The sequence below is a fragment of the Mucilaginibacter aquaedulcis genome, from assembly GCF_030409325.1.
Lineage (GTDB): Bacteria > Bacteroidota > Bacteroidia > Sphingobacteriales > Sphingobacteriaceae > Mucilaginibacter > Mucilaginibacter aquaedulcis.
Genome location: NZ_JAUFPR010000004.1, coordinates 608,320 through 624,134, shown reverse-complemented (window position 1 = coordinate 624,134; position 15,815 = coordinate 608,320). Strand labels below are relative to the sequence as shown.

11 protein-coding genes are annotated in these 15,815 nt (G+C 42.4%); 7 read left to right on the top strand and 4 right to left on the bottom strand.

Going from position 1 to position 15,815, the window contains the following annotated elements; all coding sequences use genetic code 11:
• Nucleotides 1–18: 18 nt before the first annotated feature.
• Nucleotides 19–1,542: a serine hydrolase gene (locus QWZ01_RS20995; protein WP_290326795.1), complete on the bottom strand. Its 1,524-nt coding sequence runs from the start codon at nucleotides 1,540–1,542 to the stop codon at nucleotides 19–21.
• A gap of 169 nt (nucleotides 1,543–1,711) precedes the next feature.
• Here QWZ01_RS20995 and QWZ01_RS20990 point away from each other — a divergent pair, with 169 nt between their 5' ends.
• From QWZ01_RS20990 to QWZ01_RS20980, 3 genes are all read left to right on the top strand, one after another.
• Nucleotides 1,712–2,065 carry a YciI family protein gene (locus tag QWZ01_RS20990; protein ID WP_290326793.1) on the top strand — a complete coding sequence of 118 codons (354 nt, stop codon included), beginning with the start codon at nucleotides 1,712–1,714 and terminating at the stop codon, nucleotides 2,063–2,065.
• Between the two features lie 8 nt (nucleotides 2,066–2,073).
• A complete protein-coding gene (locus QWZ01_RS20985; RefSeq protein ID WP_290326791.1) occupies nucleotides 2,074–3,330 on the top strand; it encodes an RNA polymerase sigma factor in 1,257 nt (418 codons plus the stop codon).
• 148 nt (nucleotides 3,331–3,478) lie between these two features.
• The gene (locus QWZ01_RS20980) at nucleotides 3,479–4,765 is read left to right on the top strand and encodes a ComEC/Rec2 family competence protein (RefSeq protein ID WP_290326789.1); all 1,287 of its coding nucleotides are present in this window, start codon (nucleotides 3,479–3,481) and stop codon (nucleotides 4,763–4,765) included.
• A gap of 71 nt (nucleotides 4,766–4,836) precedes the next feature.
• Here the strand turns inward: QWZ01_RS20980 and QWZ01_RS20975 are convergent, their stop codons facing one another.
• The 3 genes from QWZ01_RS20975 to QWZ01_RS20965 form a co-directional block, all read right to left on the bottom strand.
• On the bottom strand, nucleotides 4,837–5,880 hold the full coding sequence (locus QWZ01_RS20975) for a DUF4097 family beta strand repeat-containing protein (protein ID WP_290326787.1): 1,044 nt from the start codon (nucleotides 5,878–5,880) through the stop codon (nucleotides 4,837–4,839).
• Nucleotides 5,881–6,031: 151 nt separating this feature from the next.
• Complete coding sequence (locus tag QWZ01_RS20970; protein ID WP_290326786.1) at nucleotides 6,032–8,407, bottom strand: TonB-dependent receptor; 2,376 nt, start codon at nucleotides 8,405–8,407, stop codon at nucleotides 6,032–6,034.
• A 237-nt stretch (nucleotides 8,408–8,644) separates the two neighbouring features.
• Complete coding sequence (locus QWZ01_RS20965; protein ID WP_290326784.1) at nucleotides 8,645–10,363, bottom strand: glycoside hydrolase family 13 protein; 1,719 nt, start codon at nucleotides 10,361–10,363, stop codon at nucleotides 8,645–8,647.
• 257 nt (nucleotides 10,364–10,620) lie between these two features.
• Here QWZ01_RS20965 and QWZ01_RS20960 point away from each other — a divergent pair, with 257 nt between their 5' ends.
• The 4 genes from QWZ01_RS20960 (at nucleotide 10,621) to QWZ01_RS20945 (ending at nucleotide 15,729) form a co-directional block, all read left to right on the top strand.
• Nucleotides 10,621–11,439, top strand: a complete 819-nt coding sequence (locus tag QWZ01_RS20960; protein ID WP_290326780.1) for a porin family protein — start codon at nucleotides 10,621–10,623, stop codon at nucleotides 11,437–11,439.
• A 44-nt stretch (nucleotides 11,440–11,483) separates the two neighbouring features.
• The gene (locus QWZ01_RS20955; RefSeq protein ID WP_290326778.1) at nucleotides 11,484–12,917 is read left to right on the top strand and encodes a hypothetical protein; all 1,434 of its coding nucleotides are present in this window, start codon (nucleotides 11,484–11,486) and stop codon (nucleotides 12,915–12,917) included.
• 257 nt (nucleotides 12,918–13,174) lie between these two features.
• On the top strand, nucleotides 13,175–14,209 hold the full coding sequence (locus QWZ01_RS20950) for a hypothetical protein (protein ID WP_290326776.1): 1,035 nt from the start codon (nucleotides 13,175–13,177) through the stop codon (nucleotides 14,207–14,209).
• Nucleotides 14,210–14,289: 80 nt separating this feature from the next.
• Nucleotides 14,290–15,729, top strand: a complete 1,440-nt coding sequence (locus QWZ01_RS20945) for an MBOAT family O-acyltransferase (protein ID WP_290326775.1) — start codon at nucleotides 14,290–14,292, stop codon at nucleotides 15,727–15,729.
• Nucleotides 15,730–15,815 lie beyond the last annotated feature (86 nt).

Genomic DNA, 15,815 nt, shown 5'->3' with positions numbered 1-15,815 from the left:
ATAAAAAGCGTTGAAATATTAATTCTGTTTTACAAATAAGTATGGATCATACTCCAGGCCATCGTTCACTTTAGTTTCAGTTGATATCACCTTGTTGTTTTGAATTTTAAACTTCAGCGGGAAAATGCCAAAAGCGGCGTTGTTATAGGTTAACAACCACTCGTTATTATCCATGTACTGCAAAGTAGCTGTAAGAAACTTATGCTGGTTAAATTTGATCAGCAGGTCTTTTTTGTCAACCGAAATTTCAATATTACCATAAAGGGTGTTTTGGTACTGCCCTGCATAAGCTGTAAGAGGCAATTCAGGTTGCTTTCCTTTTACACGGGCGCGCATGTTATTGGTTTTCTTTACTGTTTCTGCCTGCTCTTTGTTAAACTCTTTCAACATGGCCTGGCTGCGGTCAGTAAACTTTACACCCAGATAGGCATCCAGTATCTGATAACGTAGCGCTTCAAAAAAGCTTTGATTATCGTTATTGGTTAAAATTGTGATAGCCAGGTTTTCCTCAGGTACAAAACAGGTGTTGGTAACAAAGCCATTAGCGCCACCGGTATGCCAAAATATTTGTTTGCCGTTATAGTCTGACTCAAAAACGCCAAGTCCATACCCCCTGAAATGAGTAGGATAAGTAGAGGAAGCTCTGCTGCTTAAAATGGTATTCTGGTCGCGGGTTTTTTGAAGTGCTTTCCATTGTATTATCTGTTTACCTTCAAACTTGCCGCTGTCAAGCTGCATAGTGAGCCATTTGGCAACGTCTTTTACGTTGCTCACAATACTCCCGGCAGGTGCAAGGTTATCTACCTGATCATATGGCAATTCGGTCATTGTTCCGGTAAAGGCGTTGGTATATGGTTCTGAGATCCCTTTTCGCCCGGCTATTCCTAATGTAAGCGGATAAGTATTGCTCATTCCCAAAGGTGTAAGTATACTGTCCTGCACATACGTTTCCCAGGGTTTGCCGGTAACTTGCTCAATTACTTGTCCTGCTGTTAAAAAGCAGCTGTTGCAATAACCAAAGCCCTGCCTAAACTCCATTGATGGTTTCAGCAACTTCATTTTATCCATAATTTGCTGGCGCGACAGGGTAGTGTTCCAGAAGGTAAAATCGCCCTGGAAGGTTTTGGTACCTAAATGGTGCCCCAGTAAATCTTTAATAGTAACCAATGCCGTGGTATTGGCATCGTACAAGGTATAACCAGGAAAGTACTTGGTGATCTTATCATCAAGCGATAGTTTTTTGTCAACATCCAACTGGGCCAGTGCCGTGCCTGTAAAAAGCTTGCTGTTGCTGGCTATCATGAACAGGGTGTTTTCGTCAACAGGCGTTTGTGTTTTAATGTCGGCTAAGCCATAACCCTTCATCACAACGGTTTTACCGTCCTTTACTATGGCAATGGCGAGGCCTGGTAAATTCCAGTCTTTTAAGCCTTGTTTAATATAAGCATCAAGGTTGTTTTCAATAAATGGTGGCTGTTGCTGACCAAAGGTAAATGTGGCTGTAGAGAAGATGAACAGCGCTAATAGTAAAAGTCTTTTCATTGTTAAAAAAAACGAAAGATAGGAAAAATCTGATGTTGCAAAAAACAGGCGTCAATTTCATTGTATTCAATAAGTTAATTATTTTTTCGCAGCGATGTCCTATTCCGCTCATCTCATTTGATATGGGGGTATAATTCATATATTTATTAACCTGTTAAATCGTATTAAAATGGACAAGTTTGTATTACTGTTTCGCATGGATAACACCATGCAAACACCATCACCTGAGCAATTAGAAGTTTACATGAAACAATATCATGACTGGGTAGGGGGCATTGCTGCCCAAAATAAATTCAGCGGAGGTATAGGCCTTTCAACAGAAGGCCGGGTATTATTGCCAAACAATGTAATAACCGACGGCCCCTATGCCGAAATAAAAGAAACCATTGCAGGCTTTATAACTATTAAAGCAAAAGATTTTGACGAAGCCGTAAGCCTTGCAAAAGGATGCCCCATGCTAAAAGGTGAAGGCAACAGTGTTGAAGTCAGAAAAATTTCTGGCGTACATAACAAAGAAGATTAAACAAACCAATGCCCCTGCTTGCATGCAGGGGCCTTTTTACTATGCAATCTGCAGAGCTTATACCTCATTTATTCCGTACCGAGTACAGTAAAATTGTTACTGTGCTGGGCAAGCGTTTTGGATTTGCACAAATAGAGATTGCCGAGGATATTGCCAGCGAAACCTTCCTTACCGCCGCGCAAACATGGGGTATCAATGGTGTACCTGCCAATGCCACAGCCTGGTTGTATAGCGTAGCAAAAAACAAGGCCAAAAACTATTTGCAGCGCGATAATCTTTTCACCGGCAAAATTACTGCAGAACTAAAAGACTTTGCCGATGAAGAAATTTTGGAAATAGACCTTTCGCCACAAAACATCAATGATAGTCAGTTGCAAATGATGTTTGCCATCTGCCACCCTGCCATATCACCGGAATCACAGATCGCTTTATCGTTACGTATACTTTGCGGCTTTGGTATTGAGGAAATAGCGGATGCTTTTTTAACGGGTAAAGAAACCATCAACAAAAGGCTTTTCCGGGCTAAAGAAAAACTCAGGGAAGCACAAATCAGCATCGAACTACCCGCCGATGCCGAAATGGATGTGCGCTTATCAACCGTGCTTACCACCATTTATTTATTATTCAACGAGGGCTATTATTCTATCAGCCAGAATAAAACAGTACGTAAAGAGCTTTGCCTGGAAGCCATGAGGCTATGTACCATGCTTGTTGAAAACCCCGGCACCAATAAAGCACAGGTAAACGCGCTGCTTGCCCTGATGTGTTTTCATGCATCGAGGTTTGATGCCCGTGTAGACGATGCCGGCGAACTTATTTTGTATGAAGATCAGGATACCGATCTCTGGAGCACCGACCTGGTTGGTAAAGGAGGATATTTTTTAACTCGCGCCGCAAGCGGAAACCAACTTTCAAAATACCACCTCGAAGCAGGCATCGCTTACTGGAATACCCAAAAAGCTGATACCCAGGAAAAATGGGAGCACATATTACAGTTATATAACCACCTGCTGCAAATAGCATATTCGCCCATAGCGGCCCTTAATCGTACGTATGCCCTTTCAAAAGCGAAAAGCAAATCTGAGGCCATTGCCGAGGCCGAAAAACTAAACCTCACAAACAATCATTTTTACTTTGCCCTGCTTGGTGAACTTTATACCGGTGTTGATCCTGAAAAGGCAGAAACGAATTTCAAAATCGCCCTGTCACTTGCTAAAACAGAAGCCAACAAAATGGCCATTCAACGGAAAATCAATAAGCTCTGATTGGTTTGTTTGCCTTGTAAGTTAACGCAATATCACGCGGCTATTAACATTCTCTGAAAAGTATACTGACTCCGCTATTCCCCGTTCAATATTTTTAATTTAGTAAGCTAAAAGCATCTGCTTTATTATCATTTTATCCCTCATTCCTATGAAAAAATTGATCATATGCTGTCTGTTGTTGGTGCATTTTGGCGGCAGGGCCCAGGTAGCAACCGTAGGTAAATCATTACCCGAATGGAAGGAGGGTTATATGGATTTGCATCATATTAATACCGGCCGCGGGAATGCATCGTTCTTTATATTTCCTGATGGCACCACCATGGTACTGGATGCCGGTGAACTTGACCCTACCAATGCCCGTACCACATCAAAACGCAATACGCCCATGCGGCCTAACGACAGTAAACACCCGTACGAGTGGATAGTGGATTATATTAAACAGGTAGCTCCTCAAAAAGAAAAAACCAGGATCGATTATGCCCTTATCACCCATTTTCATGACGACCACTTCGGCAGTTATTATCCCGGCGCACCCCTGTCTGCCGATAAGCAATATGCGCTCACTGGTATTACCGGGGTAGGTAGCCTGTTACCGATACATTACCTTTTGCAGCGCGATTATAATTACCCGGTAAGCCTTACCGCGGCATTAAAACGCCTGCCTGCAGAAATGAATTACAAAAAAACCTGGACCAACTACCAGGACTTTATTACTGCAGCATCAAAAAAAGGAATGCAAGCACAATTCTTTAAGGCAGGTTCTGCCTCGCAGGTCAGATTGCAGCATCAGGCTTCAAGTTATCCAACCTTTTATGTGCAAAACGTAAAATCAAACGGATGGATCTGGACCGGTAAAGACAGTTTGGTAGTACAGCATTTTCCGCCGGTTGATTCGCTCGACAGAAAAACATGGCCCGATGAAAATGCACTGAGCAACGTGCTGGTAATTCATTATGGACCGTTTGCATATTATAACGGCGGAGATAGCCCCGGCAATGTGTTTTTGGGTGACCCAGCCTGGCGCGATGTAGAAACACCTATAGCAAAGGCCGTAGGTTCTGTAGATGTTGCCACTATGGACCATCACGGTAACCGCGATGCTGTGAATGAAAACCTTATTAAAACCCTGCAACCAAGCGTATGGCTTGAACAGGTATGGACAGCCGACCATCCCGGCCATGAAACGCTGATCAGGATAACATCACCCTACCTGTACACTGCCAAGCGCGACCTGTTTGCCACCAACATGATGGAAGCCAATGAACTGGTAATAGGCGATCTCATCAAACAGGCCTACAAAAGTCTGCAAGGCCATATTGTGGTGCGGGTATTACCTGGAGGTAGGCAATATTACGTGATCATCCTTGATGATAGTGTGCCATCCATCCCTGTAAAAAGCATCTTTGGCCCTTACGCTGCTAAGGCCGCACAGTAAATCAGCTGAAAACAAAAAAGCCCCGCTCTTTTGGGAGCGGGGCTTTTTTGTTGCGTAATTAATCAGATCAGTTAATTAAAGCTGACATTTATATTTCCGCTGGATGCATCTGCCTTAACGGGGATACCACCACCATTTACACTTCCTTTGATACGGTCTTTTTCCCAGGCTCCGCTAAAGTTGCTAATTGTTGTAGGGTGTTGGTTTACCCTGTCGCCTGTTATATCCAGATCAAGGCCCTGTTTCAAGGGCAACTGCAGATCAATATTTCCAGAGCTGGCCTCTAATTTTAAATATTTGCCAACCTGTTTCATCTGCGCGTGCAGGCTGCCGGCACTTGTTGAAGCGCTTAAGCTGCAATCCATCTGTTTCAGATCAATGCCACCACCGCTGGTACTGGTGATCAGTTCCCCGGTAATATTATTACCCTGAACACCGCCACCGCTGGTGGTGGCATTGATATTTCCTTTTAAGCCCTCAAGCTGTAAACCGCCGCCTGAGGTTTCCAGTCTGATCTTCCCTGAGCAATTTTTGGCTATGATGCCGCCACCGCTGGTTTCCAGGTTAATGTTATCATCAGAGTTTGAAACCTGTATACCGCCGCCTGAGGTTACCCCTTTGATCATGCCGCTAAGTTTGTCAACCTGTAAGCCGCCGCCGCTGGTAGTAAAGTTTTGGTTGCCCTTTAAATTATCCAAACGGATACCGCCACCGCTGGTTCTTAACATTGTTGATGTTTGCTGCGGAACAAATATTTTAAAGGAGATGCTGATTGATTGTCTCCAGTCGGTATGATCATGTTTGGCTTTGGCATTAGCACGTACTTCGTGGTTAACAACATCAATGCTCAGGTCATAATCCTCATCCAAACGTTTTTTGATCTCTTCTTTTGAAAGTTCACGATTGTTATTTCCCCTGATATAAACTTCAACCCTTGGTGCCTCGCCGCTGCGGCCGCTAACTGAGATTCCTCCCGCCGATGTATTTACTACAACGCTGTTAATAGCATCGTTCGCTAATGATTTGGTGAGGTAGGGTGTTCTGTTATCACTATCCTGTGCCGTGGCGGTAATTGCCTTACAGGCCATTACAAATAGTAAAAAGTATGGTTTCATATAGCTTAAGTTTGGTTTACATAAAAGACCCTCGTTTTGACCTATTCGTTGCAGCAACATCCATATTTATTTAACACAGATACTTTATTAAACAAAAAAGCCCCCGGATTTTCACCCGGAGACTTCGATATTAAACCAAATAAAAGATCTTTTACCATTTATAGGCAATTGACAAACGATAGTTTCTTGGAGCCTCGGCCTGCCAGTAAAAAGCATTGAGGTATGAATAATATGACCCGCTGTACAGGTATTTATTGAGTACATTAAAGCAATTAGCTGCTATACGCATTTTGCTGCCTTCCCAAAATAAACCTGCATCAACCTTAAAGTAGTTTGGTAACCTTACATCCGTATCGCTCCAGGTATCAGTTGCACGTTTAAGATAGGCCGTAAAACCTGCATTGGCTCCCACACCTTTCAGCGGACCTTGCTGCAGGCGATAGCTCAACCATGTATTAACAACATGCTTGGCAAAACCCGGAACCACATCGCCAACATTAATATCAGGCACGCCAGGAGTAACCTTGGTTACCTTTGAATCGGTATAGGCGTAGTTGGCGGTTAAGTTAAGTCCGTTAACAATTTCACCACGAAGGTCAAACTCAATCCCTTGTGAGCGTTTTTGCCCTAAAATTACGCTAAGACCTGAGTTTGGTGAGGCATTAGGATCGGCTGTAAGCTCATTATTTTTAATAATACGATACACAGATAAAGTAGTGTTCCAACGGCCATCCATCCAGTCGCGTTTAATACCAAACTCGGTGTTGTTACCGGTAATTGGTTTTACTGTACCCACGGCAACCCTGCCAGATTGTGGGATAAAAGCCTCATCGCGTAAGCCATAAACCGACGTTTGATCATCAACCGATACACTTAAACCGATACGTGGCGTAACCCTTTTGGCATTGTAAGGTGAACCGCCCCACTCAGACTGCTGTACATATGTATAACGGCCGGCCAGTGTTAATCGAACTTTGTTGTTCAGGAAACCTAATTCGTCCTGCACATAAATACCGGTATATTGCTGTTCGATATGACCACCTCCCAGTGCCGAGCGGGCTTCGATATTCTGACTGCGATCCCAAACCGGGTATCCATTTACCGGCGGACCGTAAACAGGCAATTTGGTATTAAAAAGTGCACCTGCGGTATCCAGTTCATGGCCCTGGCTCCAATCGGCATCATATTTTTTGTTACCGATGTCGATGCCGCCTAAGATGCGGTGATGTACCTGGCCTGTTGTTACATCGCCATTTAAAAAGGCCTGCCCCAGTGCCATAGTGCTTTTCGCATCCCAGATGCTGATAGCCCGAAGTATGGTACCATCAGGGTTAACGGCACTTGGCCACATATCTGAACCTTGCTGGCCATAGTTAAAATATGCAGCCTGAGCAGTCAGTTTCCAGTGACTGTTTAACTGGTGCTGCAGGTTCACAAACAAGCTGTGGTCATTAATAACTGTTGGTGCAAGGCCCGGAGGGCTCATGGTAAAGTTGGCCGGTAAAGTTGCATAACCACCTGTACCAAAAACATAATATGAACCCACGTCAGACATTTTTGCGTGCTGCAGGGTGTATTCAACCGTTAGTTTAGTTTGATCATCTACCTGATAAGATATTACGGGCGCTATGCTATAACGATCATTATATTCGTTTGCACGAAAAGATCCTTTATTTTGCCCTGCCAGATTTAAGCGGTAAAGCAGCTTGCCGTCTTTACTTAATTTGCCATCAAGATCAAGCGTGGCGCGGTATAAACCGTAGCTGCCTCCGGTAAGGGTAAATTCACCTTTTTCCTGTCCGGTAGGCTTTTTGGTAACCACATTGTATAAACCGCTTGGGTCGCCATTGGCAAGCATAAAACCTGCCGGGCCTTTCACAAACTCAATATGGTCAACAAAGCTGGCATCTTCAGTAAGCGGACCCCAGTAAGAGTTAACCACGTTAAAGCCATTACGAAAAGCTTGTATCTGCGAGCCACGCATAGTAATATTGGCATACAGATCGGCCCAGTGTTCCTGTCTTATAGCGCCGCTCACGTTACGGATCACCCCGTCGCTCATGCTGATCACCTGCTGCTCGGCCAGTGATTGCGAGGTAACTACCTGTATGTTTTGCGGAGCTTCCAGCAAAGGCTCCTGCAAACGCAATGAAGGCGATGGATTATCAACCTTTACCTTGTTTTGCCTCCCGTTAATTACAACCTCTTGCAATTGCGAGGTATTAATATTCAGCGTAAAGTTTACTACTGTATTTTCACCGGGTTTAATTACAACCTGTTTTTCTTCAGGTGTTAGGTTAACCGCACTTACCACCAGCGTGTAAGTACCCGGTTTTAATTTATTGATGTGGTAAGCTCCTTTTTCATTAGTAAGCGTACCGGCCTGATGCCCTTTTACACCAACCGCCACATAAGCTGCAGGGCTTCCATCGCGGGCGTTCACATCGCCGCTTACGCTTCCGTTTTGTTGGGCAAAACTGACTAAGCTGATTAAAAAGAGTGATAAAAAAGTAAAGATTGTCTTCATGCTATTTTGAATGATTCTAAATAATGTGGCGAAGAAACAGAAAAAATCTTAAAAATTAAAGGTTATTTTTATTTAGATCAATTATAAACAATAAGAAAAAGAGTAAAATGCCCCACTTTGATTTAAAAGGTCGCTAACATTTATTGCCCAAAAACGTGGAGCTGAGAAAAAAGCGGTTGAACAGAAAAGCCTCAAATGATACATTTGAGGCTTTTCTGTTCAACTGACATAGCTTAATTAAAGCTCATATACTACTGCTTCGTATGGTTTTAGGGTTCCGTTTTTTGAAGGGTTTTCATAGTTGCCTATCAGTACCTTAGCATTACTGACATTTATACCTGTTTGAGCGTTAGCTATTTTATCCCTGAAATTCAGCATTATTAATAATTTTTTGCCATTCAGTTCTCGTGTGTAAGAATAGGTATCAGGATTTGAAGCATCAAGCAGGGTATATTTACCATATACCAACACCAGGTTATCCTTGCGCAGCTTCACAACCTTCTTAAAATAGTTTAATGTGCTCGCTGGTGATTTTTCCTGGGCGGCTGCATTAATAGTTTTATAGTTGGCATTTACCGCTATCCAAGGGGTGCCTTTTGTAAAACCTGCATTTGTGGTATTATTCCATTGAAAAGGCGTTCGGCCATTGTCGCGGCTTTCAAAACCAATCCGTTTTAAATATTGAGGCAAATCGGCACCGATGCTTTTTTGCCGTTTGTATTCGTTAAGTGTTTGCACATCCCGGTAATCTTCAATTTTGGTGAAGCCAGCGTTGGTCATCCCTAATTCATCGCCATTATAGTAATAGGGCGTGCCGCGCATGGTCATGATAAAAGTAGTGAGCATTTTTGACGATAGGTCACGATACTGCGGACTGTCATTACCGAAACGGCTCACCATTCTGGCCTGGTCATGATTAGCCAGAAAAACCGATAGCCAGCCGTTAGCCGCAAAAGCGCTATCCCATCTTGAAAACACATTTTTAAATTTTAAAAGACTGTAACCTTCAGGTTTAGCGATATCTACCGCATCAAACGCATAGGCCATGTTTAATTCATGGCGGCTGGTATCTACCAAATTATGTGCATCTTCAAAAGTATTTCCCGCGCCTTCTGCAACACTCATTATTGGGTACTTGCTCAGCACCTCCTTATCCATTTCCTGCAGGTAGCCATGCAAATTCCCCTGCATCCCATAGTACTGTGTAAAGTTTTTTTCAAATCCCTGTGGAAAAGCAGGGAAGGTGGTATCCTTTGCTGCAAACTGAAAGGCATCCAACCTGAAACCATCTATTCCTTTATCAGCCCAAAACTTCATAATATCATAAACCTCGTGACGTACCTTAGGATTTTCCCAATTCAGATCGGGCTGCTTCACGGAAAAATAATGCAAGTAATAGGCATTGGTCAACGAATCATATCGCCAGGCATTATGCTTCACATCAAACAAGCTATAGCGATAGGGAGGTTGGCCTCTTTCTGCATTCCACCAATGATAGTATTCACGATAGGGGCTGGTTCTTGAACTGCGGCTTTGCTTAAACCATTCATGCTCATCACTGCTGTGGTTTACCACCAGATCCATCACCAGCTTGATATTACGTTCATGCATGCCTTTAAGCAGGGCATCAAAATCGGCCATAGTGCCAAAATCTTTCATAATGTTGCGATAGTCGCTTACATCGTAACCGTTATCATCATTGGGAGAGCTGTATATGGGATTAAGCCAAACCACATCAACGCCCAGGCTTTTGATATAATCAAGCTTAGATATAATACCTTTTAAATCGCCAATACCATCGCCGTCGCTATCCTTAAAACTCCGGGGATAAAGCTGGTAAACCACAGCCTCTTTCCACCATTTGCGGTCGGTACTATCGGCCTTCTGGGCGCGTACCAGGCTGCTGCCCAGCAGCAAAAAAGCAAAAACTACGACAAACGTAATGAACGATCTCATCAGCATTAAATTTAAGGTGTAAATACTTGTGCAGGAATAATCGGTATTGCTTAGGATTACTAAGGTAATTTAAACATATTTTATTGAACCCACAAACATGATGAAGTATCAACAAAAAAGATCTCCTGATTACATACCTCAACCATGTTTTGGGGTTAGTTATTACCCGCTTAAAAAATATTTATTGGTACTATTATTAATATATGGTATTAAATAATACATTTGCCCAAATTTTATAAAACACCTTATCATTAATAATGCGTTCTCTTCGTAAGGCATCTTCGTATGCCCATTTTGTATTCAAAATCGCTTCAGTTCTTTTTTTAACAACAACATTTTCAATCTTTACAAGCAGCACTTTAATTGCACAAAACCGCGAAGAAGCAAAATCATCCGGCACAACCACCGATACATTAAATACACGTTTTGAGATTGGTGTATCGGGAGGTGTTAATTTAAACCGCTTTACAAAAGGCCAACCGCAAACTGGCTTTAACACTGGCTATAATGGAGGGATTTCCGTTAACTATCATTTATATAAACAGTTAAGTCTGCAATTGGAGGCAAATTACCTACAGCAAGGCGGCCAGATGATCAGCTTTAAGGATGATACCAGGTATGGTTTACCCGAAAGTTTCTCCACAAAAAATGTTAAGAACAGTTCTTTCAAACTGAATAGCATTGAGGTTCCGCTTTTGATTAATTATTCCATAAATACCAAGCAAAGTTGGATACCAACATTTTACGCAGGTGCAAGCTATGCATACTCATTTAATGTTACCGAAAACTATCAAAAAACAGGTGACCTGCTAACCGGCGAGGATATTATAGCCACCGTTACCGGTAAACAAAATGTAAGCGGCTTATTTAACAGCTACCGCTTCAACTTTATAACAGGGGCCAATGTAAAGCTTCCGCTTACCTCAAAATTTAAATTACTTCTTGATTTCCGGTACCTGACCGGCCTGTCTACAGCCAGGGAAGGTTACTCCTACATGGAAAAGGCAGGCTTTGGCAGCAATATCAGAACCAATTCTTTCATAACAAAAATTGGTATTGTGATGGCTGTTAAATAATAACTGCTACCCTTTTACTATTAAACCCAAACAAAAAACACATAATGAATTCTAAATTTACTTTAATTGCTGTGGCATGTGCCCTGTTTTTTGCAGGCTGCTCTAAAGACAGCTTCAACGAACGTGATGCCATAGACGCTCAAAAGGAATTGCTAAATCTGAAATACCAGCATGAGCTTGATCTGGAAACACTTAAACAAAAAGGCGCTACAGCTTTGCAGGACCTTATTAATACTGCGGCACTTAATCAACTTAAATTGACCGATAGCCTTGCCCGCCTAAACGCCATTGCCGAAAAACGTAAGGATTATAGCGTTACCGTTGTTGATGTAGTATCAAATGCACCAATAGCTGACGCAGATGTTACCGTATCAGCAGAAGGAAAGGTAGTTACCACAAAAACCAACGCGCAAGGGGTAGCACAGTTCTCAGCTTTACTTTTATACCCAACGTCTCCTTTCCTGATATCAAAAACAGGTTATGCGGCATCACAGATACTGGTACAAAATTTAACTTCGGGAACCGCTAAATTGTGGAACACAACCGATTTAACTAACGAGATAACCGGAACCTTGTACATTGATACCAACTTAACAAATAACACTCCTGAAAAAGTTGGTGCCAACGTATTGGTTACTGCATCGGCCAGTATACCATCAAACCCATCAGGTAATTATACCGTTTATTTCCCGGCGTATACCGATGCAAACGGCAGCTATTCCATTAAAGTGCCCGCTGCACCAAATGGCTATAGCCTGCAGTTTCAGCAAATTACAGCCGATCAAAAACTTTATGTAAATTCTACCGAAGATGATGCGGTTCACACTTTTCCTGGTAGTTTACCAAGGGTTACCACCATCAAAACCTATTTCAATGTTAATCAGTTTAACGCGCCTGTACCAAGTGTAACTAATTATTATTATTTCAAGATTACACCAGATACCCACGGCAAAGCCTTGTATATTCCGGGCTATTATTATTACTATGGTTATAATCAGGTATTCTTATCTGCCATTAGCGGTAAATATCAGATAGAAAAAATTTATACTTATAACTACAATTACAATAACGGCACATACATTGATTTTAATTCTTATCAATACACCCCTAATAGTCAAGTTGATGTACAAATGGTTGACGTTGCCGGAAACATCATTGAATCAGCACCAAAATTATATGCAATTGCCGATGCCAATGGCAAATTGATTAACTATAACTCACCAGAGGGCGGAAGTGGTTATGTTCATTTAAAAAGAGATAATAACGGAGCCCTGGTTGCGGGTGCAAAAGGTGTTATTTTAAATGCCAATGTATATGATCAATACAGTAATTTATACTCATTAAATTATACTAACAACCTGAATACTGCAAGCAACACTTTTTCAAACAATACTTACCTGAGCCTTAACAAAGGTGATAAAAAGGTGGTAAACTTTTACTATGGCGCAGGCGACAGCCGCGTTAAACAAGTGTATTAATACCTATTAGCCTCTAATTAAATGGCATTTGAAACCGCCCTTTGTTGTGAAACAAGGGGCGGTTTCTTTTTTTAAATATTCTGCTCAATACTATTTTTCAGTGTAATTCCTTAACACTTCGTGCATGAGTATACAAAAGTTTATAAAACACACCACAAATAAAATAACCCATTGGTTTTCTGATAATTAATTACCTAAATTAGATCTATCCAAGTAGTTTCTGCCAATTAACCGTTCCATCGTAATAAACCCCGATTATGATAACAACCCGGCCTTTAAAACTTATTGTACTCACATTAGTGCTGGTAACCGGCGCCGCTGTTTGCTGGGAATTATTCCTGCGTGGCAAAGGTTTAAAACCCGATTTTGACGACAGTCCCGAATTATGGGCCGATAAGCGCGCACGCGTTTACGAACCTGCTGATAAAACAACGGTTTTTATTGGCTCATCGCGGATCAAGTATGACCTGGATGTTGATACCTGGCAAAACCTGATGGGTACTAACGCCATCCAATTAGCCATGGTAGGCTCATCGCCCCGTACCATATTTAGTGATCTGGCTAATGATCCAAATTTTAAGGGGAACCTGATAGTAGATGTTACCGAGATTCTATTTTTTAGTCCAGCTCCACAGGTAAGCATAACTCCTAATGAGGCCATAAGCTATTATCATAAACGCACCCCTGCCCAAAAAGCAAGCTTCGGGCTCGACAAGATGCTTGAACCACGGTTGGTTATGCTCGATAAAGATTTCTATTCGCTTAATGGCTTGCTTGATCATCTGTATGTACCAAACCGCGATGGCGTATACGCCGGACTTGATTTTCCGATCGGCTTTCACAGCACGCTTTTTAGCCGGCAAAACAAAATGACGGATTCATTTTTGGCCGATACAGCCCGGATAAATAAAGTAAGAGGAATTTGGGGAAGCCTTGCCCGACTTAAAAGTGATCCGCCTGTTAGTGGAAAAGCACTTGATGCTATTTTATTTTCGGTTAAACACGATGTTGACCAGATCAGGGCGAGGGGAGGTTCTGTTCTCTTTTTGCGAACCCCATCGAGTGGACCATTTTTAATGGGCGAAAAAATGGGTTATCCAAAAGAAAAGTATTGGGATAAGTTGCTGGCTACAACGCATTGCAAGGGCATCTATTTTGGCGATCATGCTTCACTGAGCAATTTTCAATGTCCCGAATTTTCACATTTAAACCCGCATGATGCCGTACTATATACAAAAGGTATTATTGATATTTTGAAAAAGGAAAACCGGCTGGCAACCGCTATTCATTAAGGTTGGTAATATTAATTAACATGTAAACCCCTTACACCATGGTTTTTAATTCCTACACTTTTATAGCATTTTTTATAATAATGCTTATTCTGCATAACCTGCCATTTCCGTGGAAGGTTAAAAAAGTAAATCTGCTACTGGCAAGCTACATTTTTTACGCAGCCTGGAACCCGCCTTTCATTTTGCTGCTCTGGCTATCAACCGTGATAGATTTTTTTGTAGGCAGGGCCTTATACACACAGCCCAATAAGAACAAGCGGCATTTACTTTTGGTCGTCAGCCTTATCGGCAACCTGGGCATGTTGTGCTTTTTTAAGTACGGGACCTTTTTGTTAGATAATTTTGTGCTCATATGTAACGCCCTGGGTTTTGATTATCATCCGGCCCATCCAAATATCATTTTACCGGCAGGCATCTCGTTCTATACGTTTACCACGCTGTGTTATACGGTTGATATGTACAAACGAAAAAGCGAACCTGTTAAATCCCTGCTCGACTTTTCATTATTCGTTACTTTTTTTCCGCACCTGGTTGCCGGACCAATTGTTAGGCCACCGCAGCTGGTGCCTCAGTTTGAAACGCCCCGCAAGGCCAGCAAACAGCAATTAACAAACGGACTACTTTTGTTAACTCTTGGCTTGTTTATGAAAGTAGTACTGGCCGATTCTCTTTTATCCGCAACTGCCGACGCCGTGTTTGGCTTCCCAGGGAAACTTGGCGCACTTGATGCATGGACGGGTGTACTGGCATTTTCCGGTCAGATATTTTTTGATTTTGCCGGATACTCAACTGCAGCAATAGGAGTAGCCCTGTGCCTTGGGTTTGTACTGCCTCAAAACTTTTTATATCCCTATGCGGCCATTGGTTTTTCTGATTTCTGGCGGCGGTGGCACATCACCCTGTCGTCTTGGCTGCGCGATTATCTTTACATTCCCCTGGGTGGTAACCGCCAGGGTAACTTTAAAACCTATATTAATATTATGATCACCATGCTTATAGGTGGTTTGTGGCATGGCGCCAACTGGACCTTTGTGGCCTGGGGTGGTTTGCACGGCTTATACTTATGGGCCGAAAGGGCACTCAACTACCATAAGTCGTCAACCACACCTTTAATGGGTAATTCGTCTGAACCAATGATCTCTACGGCTTCCATAGTTCCGGGACTATCCAGTGCAAAAATGAACAATGGTTTTTTAAAGGCTTTGCTTACTTTTTTGCTCGTTTGCATAACCTGGGTATTTTTCCGCTCAACCACTTTTGGTGGAGCCTGGCAACTGTTGGGCGATATGTTTGGCGGGCAAGCGGGCAATCCACCATTGTTAACAACCATTGCCATAATTAAAGTAGCTGTGGTAATAACGCTGATGCTGATTTTTCACTGGCTGATGCGCGGAACCACCGTACTAAAAGTTGCCGGCAGAATACCCAGCTGGAGCGTTGCGCTTATATGGTCGGCTATGCTGATATTGATCATTTTAAGCCAGGAATCAAGCAAGTCATTTATTTATTTTCAGTTTTAATCGTACTGAGAGTATAGATAACGGATGAAGATTCCGGATAAATTATAATCCCGTATATTTGATAGTCGCCCTTATTGGACTAAATG